Genomic DNA, 14,557 nt, shown 5'->3' with positions numbered 1-14,557 from the left:
CCGCTCCGGCATCCGCTGATCGCGCCCGGTCAGGGGCGGCGGCGCGCGTCGAAGAAGGCCCGCAGGCGGGCGGATGCTTCGGCGTCGCGCACCCCGCCGACGACCTCGGCGCGGTGCGGCAGGCGCCGGTCGCGCAGCACGTCGTAGACAGATCCGGCCGCCCCTGCCTTGGCATCCCATGCCCCGAACACGACCCGATCGATGCGGGACTGCAGGATCGCTCCGGCGCACATGAGGCACGGTTCGAGTGTCACGATCAACGTGCAGTGCTCGAGGTTCCAGCCGTTGCCGGCGGATGCCGCGGCGCGCAGCGCGATGAGCTCGGCGTGCGCGAGCGGGTCGCCGTCGCGCTCCCGGAGGTTGCGACCTTCGCCGATGATGTTGCCCGCGAGGTCGGTGACGACGGCGCCGACCGGGATGTCGCCGTGCGCGGCGGCCTCGTCGGCGAGCTCGAGCGCGCGGGACATCGCGGCGACGTCGGTCTCGCGCGCGGGCAGGCTCACGCCCTCAGACTAGAGCAGGCGTTCGAGCCGCGCCCGGGTAGCCTTGACGCATGCGCGTGCACGTGGCCGACCACCCCCTCATCACCCACAAGCTCTCCGTCCTGCGTGACGAGGCGACCCCGTCGCCGGTGTTCCGTCAGCTGACCGAAGAGCTCGTGACCCTGCTGGCCTATGAGGCGACTCGCTCCGTGCGGGTGGAGCAGGTCGAGATCCAGACGCCGGTCACCACGACGATGGGCGTGAAGATCAGCGAGCCGCGACCGATCGTGGTGCCGATCCTGCGTGCCGGTCTCGGGATGCTCGAGGGCATGGTCAAGCTGCTGCCGACTGCCGAGGTGGGCTTCCTCGGCATGGCGCGCAACGAGGAGACCTTCGAGCCGACGACCTACGCCGAGCGACTGCCCGATGACCTCAGTGATCGGCAGTGCTTCGTGCTCGACCCGATGCTCGCGACCGGCGGTTCGCTGGGCGCGGCGATCGACTTCCTGTTCACGCGGGGCGCGCAGGACGTCACCGCCATCTGCATCCTCGCCGCCCCCGAGGGCGTCGCCGCGATCGAACGCCAGGTCGGCGACCACGATGTGACCCTCGTGCTGGGCGCCGTCGACGAGCGCCTCAACGAGAAGGGCTACATCGTGCCCGGCCTCGGCGACGCCGGCGACCGCCTCTACGGCACCGTCTGACGAAACTCGGCCCGCCGCGCATCCGGGCGTGACCGTCAGGCTGCGCCGACAAGGCGGGCGAAGGCGCTGAGGCGCACCACGCCGTCGGGCGTGCGGGGCAGGTCGTCGAGCAGGCCGGTGCCGTAGACGACGTAGGCAGTGTGCTTCGCGCGTGACACTGCGACGTTGAGCCGGTTCTGCAGCAGCAGGAACTCCAGCCCGCGAGGCGCGTCGCGACCCGAGGATGCCGCGAGCGACACGATCGACACCGCCGCCTCCTGCCCCTGGAACCGGTCGACCGTGCCGACGGCCACCTCGCCGAATCCCGCGGCGACCAGCGCCTCCTCCACGAGGAGCTGCTGCGCGTTGTAGGGCGTGACGACGATGATGTCGGACGCGGTCAGCGGTCTGGCATCCCCGTCGCCCGGATGCCAGGCACGACCGACGAGGCCCCGGACCAACTCGACGACCTGGGCCGCCTCTTCGGGCGACTGCGTGGCGTTGCCGGTGTGTGCGAGGGGCACCGTGACGATGCCCGCCGGGACGCCTTCGAGCACCCGATCACTCGTCGACGGGTACGCCGCGAGTCGTCCTTCATAGGACAGTTGCGAGACAGCTTCGGCGACCTCGGGACGCATGCGCCGGGTCTGCGCGAGGAAGTACCCGCGGTCGGCGTCGATCACCGATGCGCCGTCCATCACCCAGCCGAGCGCCGACGTGTCGACCGGCTCCGGGTGCGTGCCCTGCGAGACCTGCGGCAGCTGCTGCGGATCGCCGAGCAGCAGCAGACGGGGAGCGGCGACCGACACGGCGATGGTGGAGGCGAGCGAGAACTGGCCTGCCTCGTCGATGACGAGCAGGTCGAGTCCGCCGCGCGCGATGCGCCCCGGGTGACTGAAGTCCCAAGCGGTACCGCCGACGACGAACCCGGCCGACTGCGACCCGATGTACTCGGCCATGCCGTTCTTCGCGATCGGCGTGAACGACGGGTCTGCCGCGTCGCCGGTGGCCGACGACTTCGGCGCCTTGGCGACCTGCGCGCGCGGGACACCGGCATCCACGATCCGATCGAGCATGTGCTCGACGACGGCATGCGACTGCGCGACCACGCCGACGCGGAAGCCGCGTTCGGCGACGAGCCGCGCCACGACGTGCGAGCCGACGTAGGTCTTGCCCGTGCCGGGAGGCCCCTGCACGGCCAGGTAGCTGCGGTCGAGGGCGGCGAGGGATGCGGCGATGTCAGCGACGTCGTCTTCGCCGCCGCGCACGAGACCACCCGGCAGTCGGGGCGCACGGCGCAACAGCAGATCGGTCGCGGGGTCTTCGGGCAAGCCCGGGTCCGCAGCGATCACACCGTCGGCCCACTCGTCGATCGCCGCCTGCTGCGAACCGGCCTTCGGTGGCGCGGCCGGGGTGAGTGCGACGGGCAGCTCTTGCCACGTGAACCCCTGCACGGCGTACTCCTCGACGACGACACCGTCTTCGAGGACATCGACCACCTTGACCGTGCGTGGCACGTGGATCATGCGCGGATGCGGGGTCGCCGGGAACGGCGCAGGAATCTCGTACAGGGCGAACGGCTCCGCGCCATCGGAGAGCCGGGTGCCGGGCGCGAGCTGTCCGCGCAGCTCGACGACACGACGGTCGACCCTCGCGCCCTCGGGCCGATGCCAGTCGGTGAGGATGCGGCAGCGATCGCGATCGATGACGACGACGTCGCGGGTGTCTTCCCAGATCGACACGGGCTCACGCAGGCGCAAGAAGTGCGACGCCCAGAACGTCTTCGCCTCGCGGGGGTAGTAGTCGATCGCCGCCGAGCCGAGCCGGAGCGCCTGCGCCGAGATCTCGTCGTCGGTGGCCGTGGCGCGGCGGGCGAGGGTCTCGGCACGCACCGACGGCTCGTACGCGCCTTCCGGTGACTCGGGGTCGATCGAGGGCCGCAGGCCGGTCTCGCGGGCGCGCTCGACGAGCCAGTCCCGCAGTCGCCTCGTCGAGACGCAGTCGTAGCGGTTGTAGTCGGCGAGGTCATCGAGGATCGCGGCGCCGGCTGCCTCGTCGCCCGCCTCGAGCAGCGCCCGGGCCTCGACGTACTTCACGATCGAGTCGTCGCCGCGCTGCACGTCGCTCGTGCGCACGTCCTCGCCCATGTACAGCGGCTCGAGCTTCTTGATCGAATACGACCGCGACCCGACCCGCAGCGCGCGCCGCACGATCGGATACAGGTCCACGAAGACGCCGTCGGCGAGCAGCCGGTCGACCTCGGCTTCGCGCACACCGTGCCGCGCGGCCATCGCCAGCAGATGCGACGGCTCGTACGGCGCGTAGTGGTAGATGTGCATGCCGGGCTGCTCGCGGCGGCGCAGCGCGACGAGGTCGAGGAATCGTTCGAGCGCCTCGCGCTCCTCGGCGAACGAGTGCGCCCACAATGCCGAGTACGTGTCGCGGGTGTCGACCCAGCCGAAGAGGTAGTCGATCCCCCACTGCGTCGCCGGCCCCTCGGTGTACAGCGGGTCGCCTTCGAAGTCGAAGAAGATGTCGCCGTGGTCGGGGCGCGGCAGGGCGGCGATCGCCTGCGGCAGCACGACGTCGAAGGTCGGCACCGGGACCGGTTCGCCCTCGACGGCGGGCAGGACCCCACCAGCCGGGCTGTCGAGCTGCAGCCGGGCCTGCGTGCGGAGCCCGGCGAACGTGTCCCACGACATGCGCTCTGGCGCCTCGCGCGCGGCCGCGAGGTCGTCGACCGTGTGGATGCCGGCGGCCCGCATCCGCTCGCGCTGCACCGGCCGCATCCCCGCGACGAGCAGCAGATCGCGCTGCGCGACGACGTCGAGGTCGCATGTCGCGCATCGGCCGCACGCCATCACCCGCAGTGCGCCCCGCGCATCACCCCACGCGATCGGCGTGCCCGCGGAACCTGCGGACACATCACGGTCGGCGATGAGGGCGAGCAGGCGGGCGCGGCGCAGCCCGAACACCGGCAGCAGGTCACGCACCTCGTGGGTCGAGGTCGTGCCGTCTCCCAGGAGCAGTTCGACGCGGTCAGATCGGGGCACCCCGAGGCGGTCGAGCTGCGCGACGTATGCCGCGAGCTGCATGAGCGCCGTGACGCGGGCGTGACGGGCGAGTTTGGTGTCCTGCACGACCCACCGCTCCTGCTCGTCGCGCACGAGGAAGTCGGCGAACCCAACGAAGTCGTCGGTCGAGAACGCCGCCTGGAAGATGACGCGGGCATCCGACGCGAGCGCGTCGTTGGTCGCGGCGACGGCGGCCGCCAGTCCTTCGACGTCGGACGATCGGGTGTCGGGGATGACCACCACCCCGCCGCGGTGCGCCTGCTGGTAGGCCGCCAGCACCCTCAGCTCGTGCTGCGTGCCGAGCCGCCCGGCGCGCTCGAGCGTGAGGTCTTCGGGGTCGTCCACCGCGGGCACGCGCCCGAGCTTCGCGTCGATGGCGCGCAGCCAGGCGTACTCGCACTCGGCGGCGGCCTTCAGATCGCTCGCGCTCCAGACGATCCGGCCTTCGTCTTCGATGTATCGCATGGGTCCCTTCCCGCAACGACCCTAGCCGCGGGGTGCGACACCACCGGATCCGACCCGGGCAGACGGTCGCGACAGTGCCAGACTGGTGCCATGAGCCTGCCTTTCGACAGCGCATACCGGCACGGATTCGCGCGCGTGGCCGCCTGCACGATCCCGGTGGCGATCGCCGATCCCGACGCCAACGCGGATGCCGTGCTCGCATCGGCGCGTGAGTGCCACGACGAGGGCGTCGCCGTCGCGGTCTTCCCCGAGCTGTGCCTGTCGGGGTACGCGATCGACGACCTCGTGCTGCAGGACGTGCTGCTCGATGGCGTTCTCGCGGCCCTGGAGCGGATCGTCGAAGCATCCGTCGACCTCACCCCGGTGCTCGTCGTGGGCGCGCCGCTGCGAGTGCGCAACCGCCTCTACAACTGCGCCGTCGTCATCCATGCCGGCACCGTCATGGGCGTCGTGCCGAAGACGTACCTGCCGACGTATCGCGAGTTCTACGAGCGTCGCTGGTACGCCTCGGGCCCCGCCTTCGACGACAGCGTCGAGATCGCCGGCGTCGAGACGATGTTCGGCAGCAACCTGCTGTTCCGCGCGAGCGACCTGCCCGGGCTCGTGCTCGCGGTGGAGATCTGCGAAGACGTGTGGGTGCCGGTGCCACCGTCCTCGCGTGCCGCGCTGGCCGGGGCGACCGTCATCGTGAACCTCTCCGGCAGCCCCATCACGATCGCCCGCGCCGAAGACCGCCGCGCGCTCGTGCAGTCGCAGTCGCTGCGGTGCCTCGCCGCCTACGCGTATGCCGCTGCCGGCCAGGGCGAGTCGACCAACGACGTCTCCTGGGACGGTCAGACCATGATCTACGAGGGCGGCGCGCTGCTCGCCGAGACCGAGCGCTTCCCCGACGGTCCGCGCCGGTCGGTCGCCGACGTCGACCTCGACCGGCTGCGGCAGGACCGCATCCGCCAGGGCACTTTCGACGACAACCGGCTCAACGAGCTCGGCTCGACCGAACAGGTCGACGATTACGTCACCTACGAGTTCACGCTCGACCCGCCGCCATCCGACATCGGGCTGCGCCGGCCGCTCGACCGCTTTCCGTTCGTGCCCGACGACCCGGCACGACTCGACCAGGACTGCTACGAGGCGTTCAACATCCAGGTGTCGGGGCTCGAGCAGCGCATGCGCGCGATCGGCTCCCCCAAGCCCGTCATCGGCGTCTCGGGCGGACTCGACTCCACCCACGCGCTGCTGGTCGTCGCGCGGGCGATGGACCGGATGGGCAGGCCGCGCAGCGACATCCTCGCGTACACGATGCCGGGGTTCGCGACCAGCGACCACACCCGATCGAACGCGGTGGCGCTGGCCGAAGCGATCGGCGCGAGCATCGAGACGATCGACATCCGCCCCACCGCGACGCAGATCCTCGAGGGCATCGGACATCCGTTCGCGGGCGGTGAGCCGGTCTACGACGTCACCTTCGAGAACGTGCAGGCGGGCGTGCGCACCGACTTCCTGTTCCGGCTCGCGAATCAGCACGGCGGATTCGTGATCGGCACGTCCGACCTGTCCGAGCTCGCCCTCGGCTGGGCGACGTACGGCGTCGGCGACCACATGAGCCACTACGCGGTCAACGCGGGCGTGCCGAAGACGCTCATCCAGCACGTCATCCGCTGGGTCATCGCGCACAGCACCGACGACGAGTCGGGCACGTCGCTGACGGATGCCGCGAAGGACGTGCTGCAGTCGGTGCTCGACACCGAGATCAGCCCCGAACTCGTGCCCGCCGGCCAGGACGGCAAGGTGCAGTCCACCGAAGACACGATCGGCCCGTACGCGCTGCATGACTTCGCGCTCGCGCTCGCGCTGCGCCACGGCGCGCGGCCGTCGAAGATCGTCTTCCTCGCCGAGCACGCGTGGCGCGACCCTGCCGCCGGCGCCTGGCCGCCCGGGTTCCCCGAGTCCGACCGCTACGGCTACGACCGGGCCGAGATCGTCAAGTGGCTGCAGGTGTTCCTGAAGCGCTTCTTCGGGTTCGCGCAGTTCAAGCGCTCGGCGATCCCGAACGGGCCAAAGGTCTCCCCCATCGGATCGCTCTCGCCCCGCGGCGACTGGCGCGCCCCCTCCGACGGCAACGCCGAGGCCTGGCTCGCCGAGCTCCGCACCGCGCTGCCGGAACTCGCTGACCCGGCCTGACCTCGGCATCCACCCCCTCGCGTGCACAACTGCGGGGATCGTCGCCGACACGCCGAAGCGCGCCGGCAACACGCCGCAAGACGCCAGAAATCCCCGCAGTTGTGCACTGCGGGGGATCTCTGCGCCGGAGGTCAGGGACGCTGGCCGCCGCCACCGCCCATGCCACCGCCACCGCCCATCATCTGGCTCGTCAATTCGGTGACCTCGGAGCCGTTGACGATGAGGGTGCCGCCGGACAGAGTGCCGGTGCCGTCGAAGTCAGTGGCCGACTGCGCCGTGATGTCGATCGTGCCGCCGGTGATCGTGATGTCGCCGTTGCTGTCGATCGCGTCGGTGTCACCCGACCCCATGACGATCGTGATGTCGCCGCCGTTGATGGTGACGTTCAGGCCGCTCGTGACGATGGCGGATGCCGCGGCGTTGATGCCGTCGTCGGAGGCGTTGATCGAGATCGTGCCGTCGTCGATGACGATGACGGGCGCCTCGATGCCTTCGACCGACGAGACCACGTCGATCGTGCCGCCGGTGATCGTCACCTGCTGCTCGGCCTTGACCGCGTCGTCACCGGACGTGACCGTGATGTCGCCGCCCGAGATGACGAGCTGGCCCTCGCCGGCATCGGTGTCGTTGGTCGACTTGAGGCCGTCGCCCTCGGCATCCACCGTGATGGTGCCGCCGCTGACGGTCAGCGAGTCGGTGCCGCGGATGCCATCGTCGACGCTCGTCACGGTGATCGTGCCCGACTCGATCCACAGGTCGTCCTTGCCGACGATGCCGTCGGCGAAGTTCGCCGTCACGGTCAGTTCGCCGGTACCCGTGATGAGCAGGTCGTCTGCGGAGTAGATGGCGCCGTCGATCTCTTCGTCGGAGCGGGTGGCGGCGTCGGAGATCGAGTTGGTCGTGCCGTCGGCGAGCTCGATGACGGTGTTCTCTGCGCTGTCGACCTGGATGGCGGCGCCGTCGGCGCTGTCGAGCGTGACGCCGTTCAGGATGATGCGCACGTTGCCGTCGGTGTTGACGACGATCTGCCCGGTGGTCGAGCCGCTCAGCACGTAAGTACCGGGCTCGGTGATCGTGAGGCCTTCGTCGGTGAGCTCGACCTCGGTCGACGGCAACGCGCTCCAGTCGATGTCGCCGCTCGTGCTGCCGGTGTCGGTCGAGGTCGACGTCGAGGTGTCGGTCGTTGTCGTCGTGCTGGACGAGGCGGACTTGTCAGTGGTGGTCACGTCGGTGCTGAGGGTTGCAGCGCAGCCGGTGACCAGCAGCACAGAAGCGGCGAGCGCGGCGGCGGTGAGGGTGAGTCGTCTCATGATCGGGGTCCTTCGTGGTGGCGGATTTCCAGTGCACCGCGGACCCCTATGCGCCTCCTATGCGCGGTCTATGCTCCCCGCACGAGTTCTTGATCGCCTGCTGTTCACGCGGCGGGCAGGATGCCGGACGCCACCGTGATCACCCACCCGTCGCGCGACGCGTCGGTGAGGGCGTATCGCATCGATCGGTCCGGAATCCACCCGGTGCGCCGCCCCATGTCGAGCAGCACGTGGTCGGGCGCGACGCGCGGCCGTCGGCCTCGAGCACCGCCTGCACGCGCGTCCAGTGGCGCAGCAGGTCATCGAGGTCGTTCTCGTCGAACAGGTGCGAGTGCTTGCGCATGCGGTGCAACTCGGCAGGCTCGGGGTCGCGGTCACGGATGTCGATGCCCAGCGGGTGCCCTGGGTCGCAGATCGCGACGACGGTCGCAGCCCGAAAGCTCGCCGTGACGATCGCCAACGGCAGTTCCGCCCCGCCACGGGACGCGATGAGCCGCGTGTGGTATCCGAAGCCGCGAGGCTCTTCGCGCTCGATCTTCACCTCGGTGGTCTCGCACCCGAGACGATCGGCGATGAGTTCTTTGGCGATGAGGCGTCGGCGGTCGTGCACCGTCGTCGCAGGATCCCACCCGAGCCGCGCAGTGACGTGCTCGGGAGTGTCGAGAAGCACCGTGTTCAGCATGTCGCCCTCCGTGTCGTCCGTCTTCCCATCATGGCGCAGTGCGGGCCCGCCGTGGAGGGGTTCGGCGCGGACGGGTGCGGTCGGCGAGGATGGAACGGTGACCCCTCGCGCAACCGTGGTCGGCAGCGGCCCGAACGGGCTCGTCGCGGCCGTCTCGCTCGCGCGCGCCGGGTACGACGTGCGGGTGCTCGAGGCGGCTTCACGGCCGGGTGGCGGCATCCGCAGCGAGGCGATCACGGTCGACGGGTTCGTGCACGATCTGGCCTCGGCAGTGCATCCGCTGGCAGCCACCTCCGCGTGGTTCCGGGCGTTCGGCCTCGCCGACCGCATCGAGTGGCTCGTACCCGAGGCGTCGTACGCTCATCCGCTCGAAGACGGGCCTGCCGCCGTGGCGTGGCGCGATCTCGATCGCACGACGGACGAGCTCGGCGAAGACGGACGGGCGTGGCGGTGGATGCTGGAACCGCTGGCGGCCGATCTCGACAGCGTGCTGGCCGTGACCGGCGGATCGATCCTATCGGCACCGCGGCACCCACGTGCCCTCGCCCGGCTGGGCGTGCGCGTCGCCGCGACAGGGCTTGCCGGACCGCCGTTGCGCACAGTGCACGCGAGGGCGCTGTGGGCGGGTGTCGTCGCACACGCCCCCGCGCGCCAGCCGTCGCTCGCGGGCGCGGCGACGGGTCTGCTGCTGGCGGCGCACGCCCACACGGCGACAGGGTGGCCCGTGCCGCGGGGCGGCGCAGGGTCGATCGCCGACGCACTGCTGGCCGACCTGCGCGCACACGGCGGGGTCGTTGAGACTGGTGTCACGGTGCGCGATCTCGCGCAGCTGGACCGCGGAGATCCGGCGGCCGGTGATGTGCTGCTGCTCGCCGGGGCGCCGCGGCTGGCCGCGACCCTCCCCGGCGTGCCGGCCGCGTACGCGCGCGCGGTGCGCGGCTACCGCTACGGCCCCGCAGTGGCGAAAGTCGACCTCGCACTCAGCGAGCCGGTGCCGTGGCGCGACCCTCGGGTGTCGTCGAGCCCGACGGTGCACCTGGGCGGCACGTCGGCGCAGATCGCCGCCGCGGAACGCGCCGTCCTCAACGGGCGTCTCGCCCGCGACCCGTATCTGCTGCTGGTGCAGCCGTCCGTCGTCGACGACACGCGTGCACCCCAGGGCGGCGCCACGGTATGGGCCTACCTGCACGTGCCGCTGGGCAGCACGGTCGATCCGACAGACCTCGTGTTGCGCCGGATCGAGCGGTTCGCCCCCGGGGTGCGCGATCTGGTGGTCGGACGGCACGTCGCGCGAGCGGTTGACCTGGCCGCGTCGAATCCGGCGGCGATCGGCGGCGATGGCCTCGGCGGGTCGCTCTCGCTCACTCAGCTCGCCCGGCGCCCGGTGTGGTCGACGGCGCCGTGGCGCACCCCCGTGCCGGGCGTGTATCTCGCGTCTGCGGCGACCGCCCCCGGTCCCGGCGTACACGGAATGGCCGGGTGGCACGCCGCCCGCACCGTCCTGCACGATGCCGGTCGCCCGACGGGCCTGGGTGATCTGTTCGACCGCTCACGCCTGAGAGAATGAACCAGTGAAACTTCTCGTCGCCGCGCTGGACTCCGAAGTCGCCGCGTTCCCCGCATCCCTTCCCGGTTTCGATCGCCTCATCACCGGCCCCGGCAAACTGCGGGCCGCGTACGAACTGACCCGGGCGCTCGCCGGCGGCAACTACGACGAGATCGTCGTCGTCGGCACGGCCGGCGCGGTCGATGCGACGCTCCCCGACGAGGTGCACGACGTGACGGCCGCGATCCAGCACGATGTCACCGACCTCGACGGCATCGTCGGCCAGCACGTGTCGCTGCCGCCGCGGGTGACGACCGGCGCCGCGGGCGGTGTCACCATCGCGACCGGCGACAACTTCGTCGACGACGCTGCCGCCGTCGAGATCATCCGCACGCTCGGTGGGGCACTCGTCGACATGGAGACGTACGCCTACATCTGGGTGGCGCAGCAGTTTGACGTGCCGATCCGCGTGCTGAAGGCCGTCTCGGACAACGCGCAGGATGACGCGATCACCGACTGGCGGGCGGCCGTCGCCGCGTGCAGCGTGCGGCTGTACGCCCGGATGCGCGAACTGTACGGGGTCTGATCAGTCGCTGCGGCGCGCGAACATCGACCGCAGCGCGAAGAACACGACCGCGGCGATCACGACGACGAGGGCGACCTTCACGAGCAGGAACGCCAGCTTGAGGACGACGTCGAGCAGCACCCAGGCGATGACGACCGCCACGATGACGCCGACGATGGTCCACACGGAGCTCTTGGTCATGTCTCGAGCCTACCGATGCTGACCCCGCAGAACGCTGAAAAGCGAGGTCGCCCCGGCACCTGCCGGGGCGACCTCCTCCATCCCGTCCGGGGGGGGGTGACGCGGATGGTCAGTTCGACGCCGCCGAGGCGATCGAACCTGCCGACGCCGCACTGACCGGGCTGGCCGGGGATGCCGGTGACGCCGGAGACGCGGGGGTTGCCGGCGAGACGGGCGATGCGGGCGTCGCGGGCGAGACGGCGCTGACCGGCGATGCCGGGGTCGCCGCCGAGACCGGCGACGCGGCCGATGCCGGGCTGTGCTGCGTGACGGGCGAGACGACGCTCGCCGCCGTCCCCGGCGAACCGGGGGTCGCGGTGCTCGCCGCCGAGATCTGCGCCGGGGTCGGCGCGGTGACGACGGTCACCGACGTGTCGGTCACGCGCAGTTGCAGGGCCGGCTTGTCGAGTACCGAGCCGTCCTTGCCGGTGATGGCGCCGCCCGGGATGGTCTCACCGTCGGTCGTGCGCAGGTCCATGGTGGCGGCGGCGGCCGCAGCCCCGCCGGCGATGATGCCGAGGCCGACCACTCCGGTGACCCCGTAGGCGATCCACTTCTTGCTCATGTCAGCTCCTTGCCTGAATCCGCGATCCGGTGACCGCGTACCACCAGCCTGACGTCGCGGGCTAAGCCGCATCCAAGGCGTCGATGAGACGCCTCTTAGGCGTCGCCGCACTGTCGGCCCAGCGCAGCAACCGGTGCGCCCGCGCCCCGTCACCGGTCGACATGGCGCCGACGGCGTGACCGACGAGGTGGACTGCCGTGAGCACGGCGACACGGGGCGAATCGCCCCACCGCCGCGCCGCTTCGTGGGCGATTCCACGTGCACGCTCTGCCGGTCCGGCTGCCGAGGCGAGTGCGCTGGCGAGCGCGTGGGCGATGAACGCGGCGGAGTCGTCGCTCGGGTCGCCGGTACCCGCGGTATCGACGTCGATGAGCCCGCTCACCTGCCCGTCCGTATCGAGGAACAGCTGTCCGAGATGCAGGTCGCCGTGGATCGTGGCGGAGCCAGACTGTGCTTCGGCGCGGTCGACCGACGCTGCGACACGGCGGGCGACGACGGCGGCTTCGCGGTCCATGTCGCCGAGGGTCTGGGCGTACCAATCTGCGCGCGCGGCGAGCGACGTGCGTGCGGTGCCGGGCAACGCGACCCGTGCGAGGCCGGCGCGCAGGGCGTCGATCGCGTCGAGCAGGGCTGCGGGGTCGCCGTCGAGGTCGGTCGCCGGGGTTCCTGCGGCTGCCGACAGGACGAGCACGCCCAGGGGCGACCAGCCGAGCACCTCCGGCACCGGCATCCCGCCCGCCGTGAGGTGCCGATGCAGGTCGACGATGCGTTCGACGCGGCTCGGGCGGACGACCTTGACCCACGACGCCCCGGCCGTCGTCTCGACGCGCAGCACCGCACGCCGCCCCGGCCGGTAGCCGACCATCTCGGGCGCCCCCGCCGCCTCGATGCCGAGCCGAGCGAGCAGGATGCCGGCGGTCTCTCCGAACGCGACGGGCGCCAGGGCAGGCAGATGAGGGTCGGCAGGGTGGATCCAGATGCGCTCGCGTGCGCCTGCGTCGGCGACCCACCCCGTCTCTGCGGATACAGCGACCCCGGAGGTGTCGACGTAGGCGATCGTGTCGTCCGGGAGGGCGAAGCCCGTCACGGCGCCGTCGCCGAACGGTTCGCTGCTCAGCATCCGAGCCGTGTCGGGTTCGATATCGAGCGCGTCCGTCAGCAGGGCCGATGCGGGGTGGGGCATCCTCCGATTCCAGCACGTCGAGGCGCGCCGACCGATGAGACCTCTCTTAGTGTCCGGATCTGCCGGCGGCGCGGCCGGAATACTGAGTGCATGGACGAGCACGACGACGGGCGGCGATGGTGGCGCATGACCGTGCGCACCCGCATCGTGGCAGCCATCACCCTCGTCTCAGCGGTCGCCCTGCTCAGCGTCGGCATCTCGGCCTACCTGGTCGAGCGCTCACGCATCCTCGAGAGCATCGACGAGCGACTGGCCGCGAACCTGGAGTCGGCGCGACACATCGTCGAGGCCGGCGACGACGACCAGAACGGCGCCTGGACGAGCGCCGACGAGGCCCTTGCCGCCGTCGTGCAGCGGATGAGCCCCGATGACAGCACCGGCGCGCTCGGCATCGTGCGGGGTCAGCCGACGTTGGCCCCGCCCGTGCCCCTCGACGTCGACCTGCTGGAGGTGCCGGCGTTCGCGACCCATGCCGCCGAGGCCGCGTCGGCCGGCGAGCCTGTCGTGGGCACGTTCGCCGAAGGCGACGTCACGTGGCGGTTCCTCGCGGCGCCGATCGCCGTGTCGGGCGATGGTCCCGCCGAGGTCGTGTTCGCGATGGTCTACGACGTCGAGGGTGAGTTCGCCGAGATCAACGACGCGGCCAACGCCTACCTCATCTCGGCGGCGATCGCGCTGGTCGCGATCACCGCCGTCGCAACGATCGTCTCGACGCGGCTGCTGCGCCCGCTGCGCCGCATGCGAGAGACCGCCGACCGCATCACGGCACGGTCGTTGTCGGAGCGACTGCCGGTCGATGGTCGAGACGACGTGGCCGATCTGGCGGCGACGATGAACGCGATGCTCGACCGGCTGGATGCCGCACTCGACTCGCAGCGCGAACTGCTCAGCGACGTAGGACACGAGCTGAAGACTCCCATCACGGTCGTGCGGGGGCACCTCGAGGTGATGGATGCGCGCGATCGCGACGACGTCACCCAGACGCGCGAGCTGGCGGTCGACGAGCTCGAACGCATGGGCAAACTCGTCGACGATCTCTCTCGTGCTGCAGCCCTGCACGGCCCCGCCCCGATCGCGCCGCGCGAAGTGGATGCCGGAGACCTCGTGCGGGGCATCGTGCACAAGGCTGCGGCGATCGAGGGTGCCACCGTCGATGCGGTCGCGGTGGCAGATGTCGTTGCGTGGCTCGATCCCGACCGCATCACGCAGGCGATGCTGCAGCTGGCCCAGAACGCGGTGACGCACGGTGGTGGGCACGTGGCGATCGGCAGCGCGGTGGTCGACGACGCGCTGCATCTGCGGGTGCGCGACCACGGGCCCGGTGTTGCCGGTGCGGACCAGTCCATCGTCTTCGACCGGTTCCATCGCGGCGCCGCGGGCGGCAGCGGGTTGGGGTTGCACATCGTACAGGTGATCGCGCGGGCCCACGGCGGGGCGGCATCCGTCTCCGACGCGGTCGGCGGCGGTGCGATGTTCACGATCGTGTTGCCGGGTGCGGTTCGCGACGGTGGGTGGCGTGAGATCGACGGGGTGGTGGTGCCGCCGCGTCCACCGCTGCCGGTGACGGCTGGGGGCGCGTGA

The 14,557-nt window shown here is 71.1% G+C and carries 12 protein-coding genes; 5 read left to right on the top strand and 7 right to left on the bottom strand.

Translation table 11 applies throughout. The features are described 5' to 3' along the window. Window positions 1-29: 29 nt before the first annotated feature. Window positions 30-503: a nucleoside deaminase gene (locus AC3ENX_RS00215; protein WP_434809820.1), complete on the bottom strand. Its 474-nt coding sequence runs from the start codon at window positions 501-503 to the stop codon at window positions 30-32. A gap of 50 nt (window positions 504-553) precedes the next feature. Here AC3ENX_RS00215 and upp point away from each other — a divergent pair, with 50 nt between their 5' ends. Further along, on the top strand, window positions 554-1,186 hold the full coding sequence (upp, locus tag AC3ENX_RS00210) for a uracil phosphoribosyltransferase (protein ID WP_434809819.1): 633 nt from the start codon (window positions 554-556) through the stop codon (window positions 1,184-1,186). Between the two features lie 35 nt (window positions 1,187-1,221). On the opposite strand, the gene AC3ENX_RS00205 is transcribed toward upp, so the two are convergent. Beyond that, window positions 1,222-4,704 carry a TM0106 family RecB-like putative nuclease gene (locus tag AC3ENX_RS00205; protein ID WP_434809818.1) on the bottom strand — a complete coding sequence of 1,161 codons (3,483 nt, stop codon included), beginning with the start codon at window positions 4,702-4,704 and terminating at the stop codon, window positions 1,222-1,224. Between the two features lie 90 nt (window positions 4,705-4,794). Between AC3ENX_RS00205 and AC3ENX_RS00200 the strand changes: the two genes are divergently transcribed. Beyond that, window positions 4,795-6,885: an NAD(+) synthase gene (locus AC3ENX_RS00200; RefSeq protein ID WP_434809817.1), complete on the top strand. Its 2,091-nt coding sequence runs from the start codon at window positions 4,795-4,797 to the stop codon at window positions 6,883-6,885. Window positions 6,886-7,016: 131 nt separating this feature from the next. Here the strand turns inward: AC3ENX_RS00200 and AC3ENX_RS00195 are convergent, their stop codons facing one another. Beyond that, window positions 7,017-8,195, bottom strand: coding sequence for a carbohydrate-binding domain-containing protein (locus AC3ENX_RS00195; protein ID WP_434809816.1), 1,179 nt, complete (start codon window positions 8,193-8,195; stop codon window positions 7,017-7,019). A 139-nt stretch (window positions 8,196-8,334) separates the two neighbouring features. Then, entirely contained in the window at window positions 8,335-8,877 is a 543-nt protein-coding gene (locus AC3ENX_RS00190; protein WP_434809815.1) for a 4'-phosphopantetheinyl transferase family protein, read from the bottom strand. 97 nt (window positions 8,878-8,974) lie between these two features. Here AC3ENX_RS00190 and AC3ENX_RS00185 point away from each other — a divergent pair, with 97 nt between their 5' ends. Next, window positions 8,975-10,444, top strand: a complete 1,470-nt coding sequence (locus tag AC3ENX_RS00185) for a phytoene desaturase family protein (protein WP_434809814.1) — start codon at window positions 8,975-8,977, stop codon at window positions 10,442-10,444. A 4-nt stretch (window positions 10,445-10,448) separates the two neighbouring features. Beyond that, window positions 10,449-11,009, top strand: a complete 561-nt coding sequence (locus AC3ENX_RS00180) for a phosphorylase family protein (RefSeq protein ID WP_434809813.1) — start codon at window positions 10,449-10,451, stop codon at window positions 11,007-11,009. On the opposite strand, the gene AC3ENX_RS00175 is transcribed toward AC3ENX_RS00180, so the two are convergent. From AC3ENX_RS00175 to AC3ENX_RS00165, 3 genes are all read right to left on the bottom strand, one after another. Then, window positions 11,010-11,189: a hypothetical protein gene (locus AC3ENX_RS00175; RefSeq protein ID WP_434809812.1), complete on the bottom strand. Its 180-nt coding sequence runs from the start codon at window positions 11,187-11,189 to the stop codon at window positions 11,010-11,012. It lies immediately after the preceding gene. A gap of 109 nt (window positions 11,190-11,298) precedes the next feature. Next, the gene (locus AC3ENX_RS00170) at window positions 11,299-11,793 is read right to left on the bottom strand and encodes a hypothetical protein (RefSeq protein ID WP_434809811.1); all 495 of its coding nucleotides are present in this window, start codon (window positions 11,791-11,793) and stop codon (window positions 11,299-11,301) included. 61 nt (window positions 11,794-11,854) lie between these two features. After that, the gene (locus AC3ENX_RS00165) at window positions 11,855-12,976 is read right to left on the bottom strand and encodes a phosphotransferase (protein WP_434809810.1); all 1,122 of its coding nucleotides are present in this window, start codon (window positions 12,974-12,976) and stop codon (window positions 11,855-11,857) included. Window positions 12,977-13,066: 90 nt separating this feature from the next. On the opposite strand from AC3ENX_RS00165, the gene AC3ENX_RS00160 reads away from it, so the two are divergent. After that, window positions 13,067-14,557 carry a sensor histidine kinase gene (locus AC3ENX_RS00160; RefSeq protein ID WP_434809809.1) on the top strand — a complete coding sequence of 497 codons (1,491 nt, stop codon included), beginning with the start codon at window positions 13,067-13,069 and terminating at the stop codon, window positions 14,555-14,557.

The organism is Microbacterium sp. bgisy189, from assembly GCF_057707225.1.
This window is presented reverse-complemented; position numbering and strand designations above follow the sequence as displayed.

Excerpts from the sequence above, each read along its gene's own strand:
- upp (WP_434809819.1), top strand. The coding sequence starts at position 554 with ATGCGCGTGCACGTGGCCGACCACCCCCTCATCACCCACAAGCTCTCC.
- AC3ENX_RS00205 (WP_434809818.1), bottom strand. The coding sequence starts at position 4,704 with ATGCGATACATCGAAGACGAAGGCCGGATCGTCTGGAGCGCGAGCGAT.
- AC3ENX_RS00200 (WP_434809817.1), top strand. The coding sequence starts at position 4,795 with ATGAGCCTGCCTTTCGACAGCGCATACCGGCACGGATTCGCGCGCGTG.
- AC3ENX_RS00195 (WP_434809816.1), bottom strand. The coding sequence starts at position 8,195 with ATGAGACGACTCACCCTCACCGCCGCCGCGCTCGCCGCTTCTGTGCTG.
- AC3ENX_RS00190 (WP_434809815.1), bottom strand. The coding sequence starts at position 8,877 with ATGCTGAACACGGTGCTTCTCGACACTCCCGAGCACGTCACTGCGCGG.
- AC3ENX_RS00175 (WP_434809812.1), bottom strand. The coding sequence starts at position 11,189 with ATGACCAAGAGCTCCGTGTGGACCATCGTCGGCGTCATCGTGGCGGTC.
- AC3ENX_RS00170 (WP_434809811.1), bottom strand. The coding sequence starts at position 11,793 with ATGAGCAAGAAGTGGATCGCCTACGGGGTCACCGGAGTGGTCGGCCTC.
- AC3ENX_RS00165 (WP_434809810.1), bottom strand. The coding sequence starts at position 12,976 with ATGCCCCACCCCGCATCGGCCCTGCTGACGGACGCGCTCGATATCGAA.
- AC3ENX_RS00160 (WP_434809809.1), top strand. The coding sequence starts at position 13,067 with ATGGACGAGCACGACGACGGGCGGCGATGGTGGCGCATGACCGTGCGC.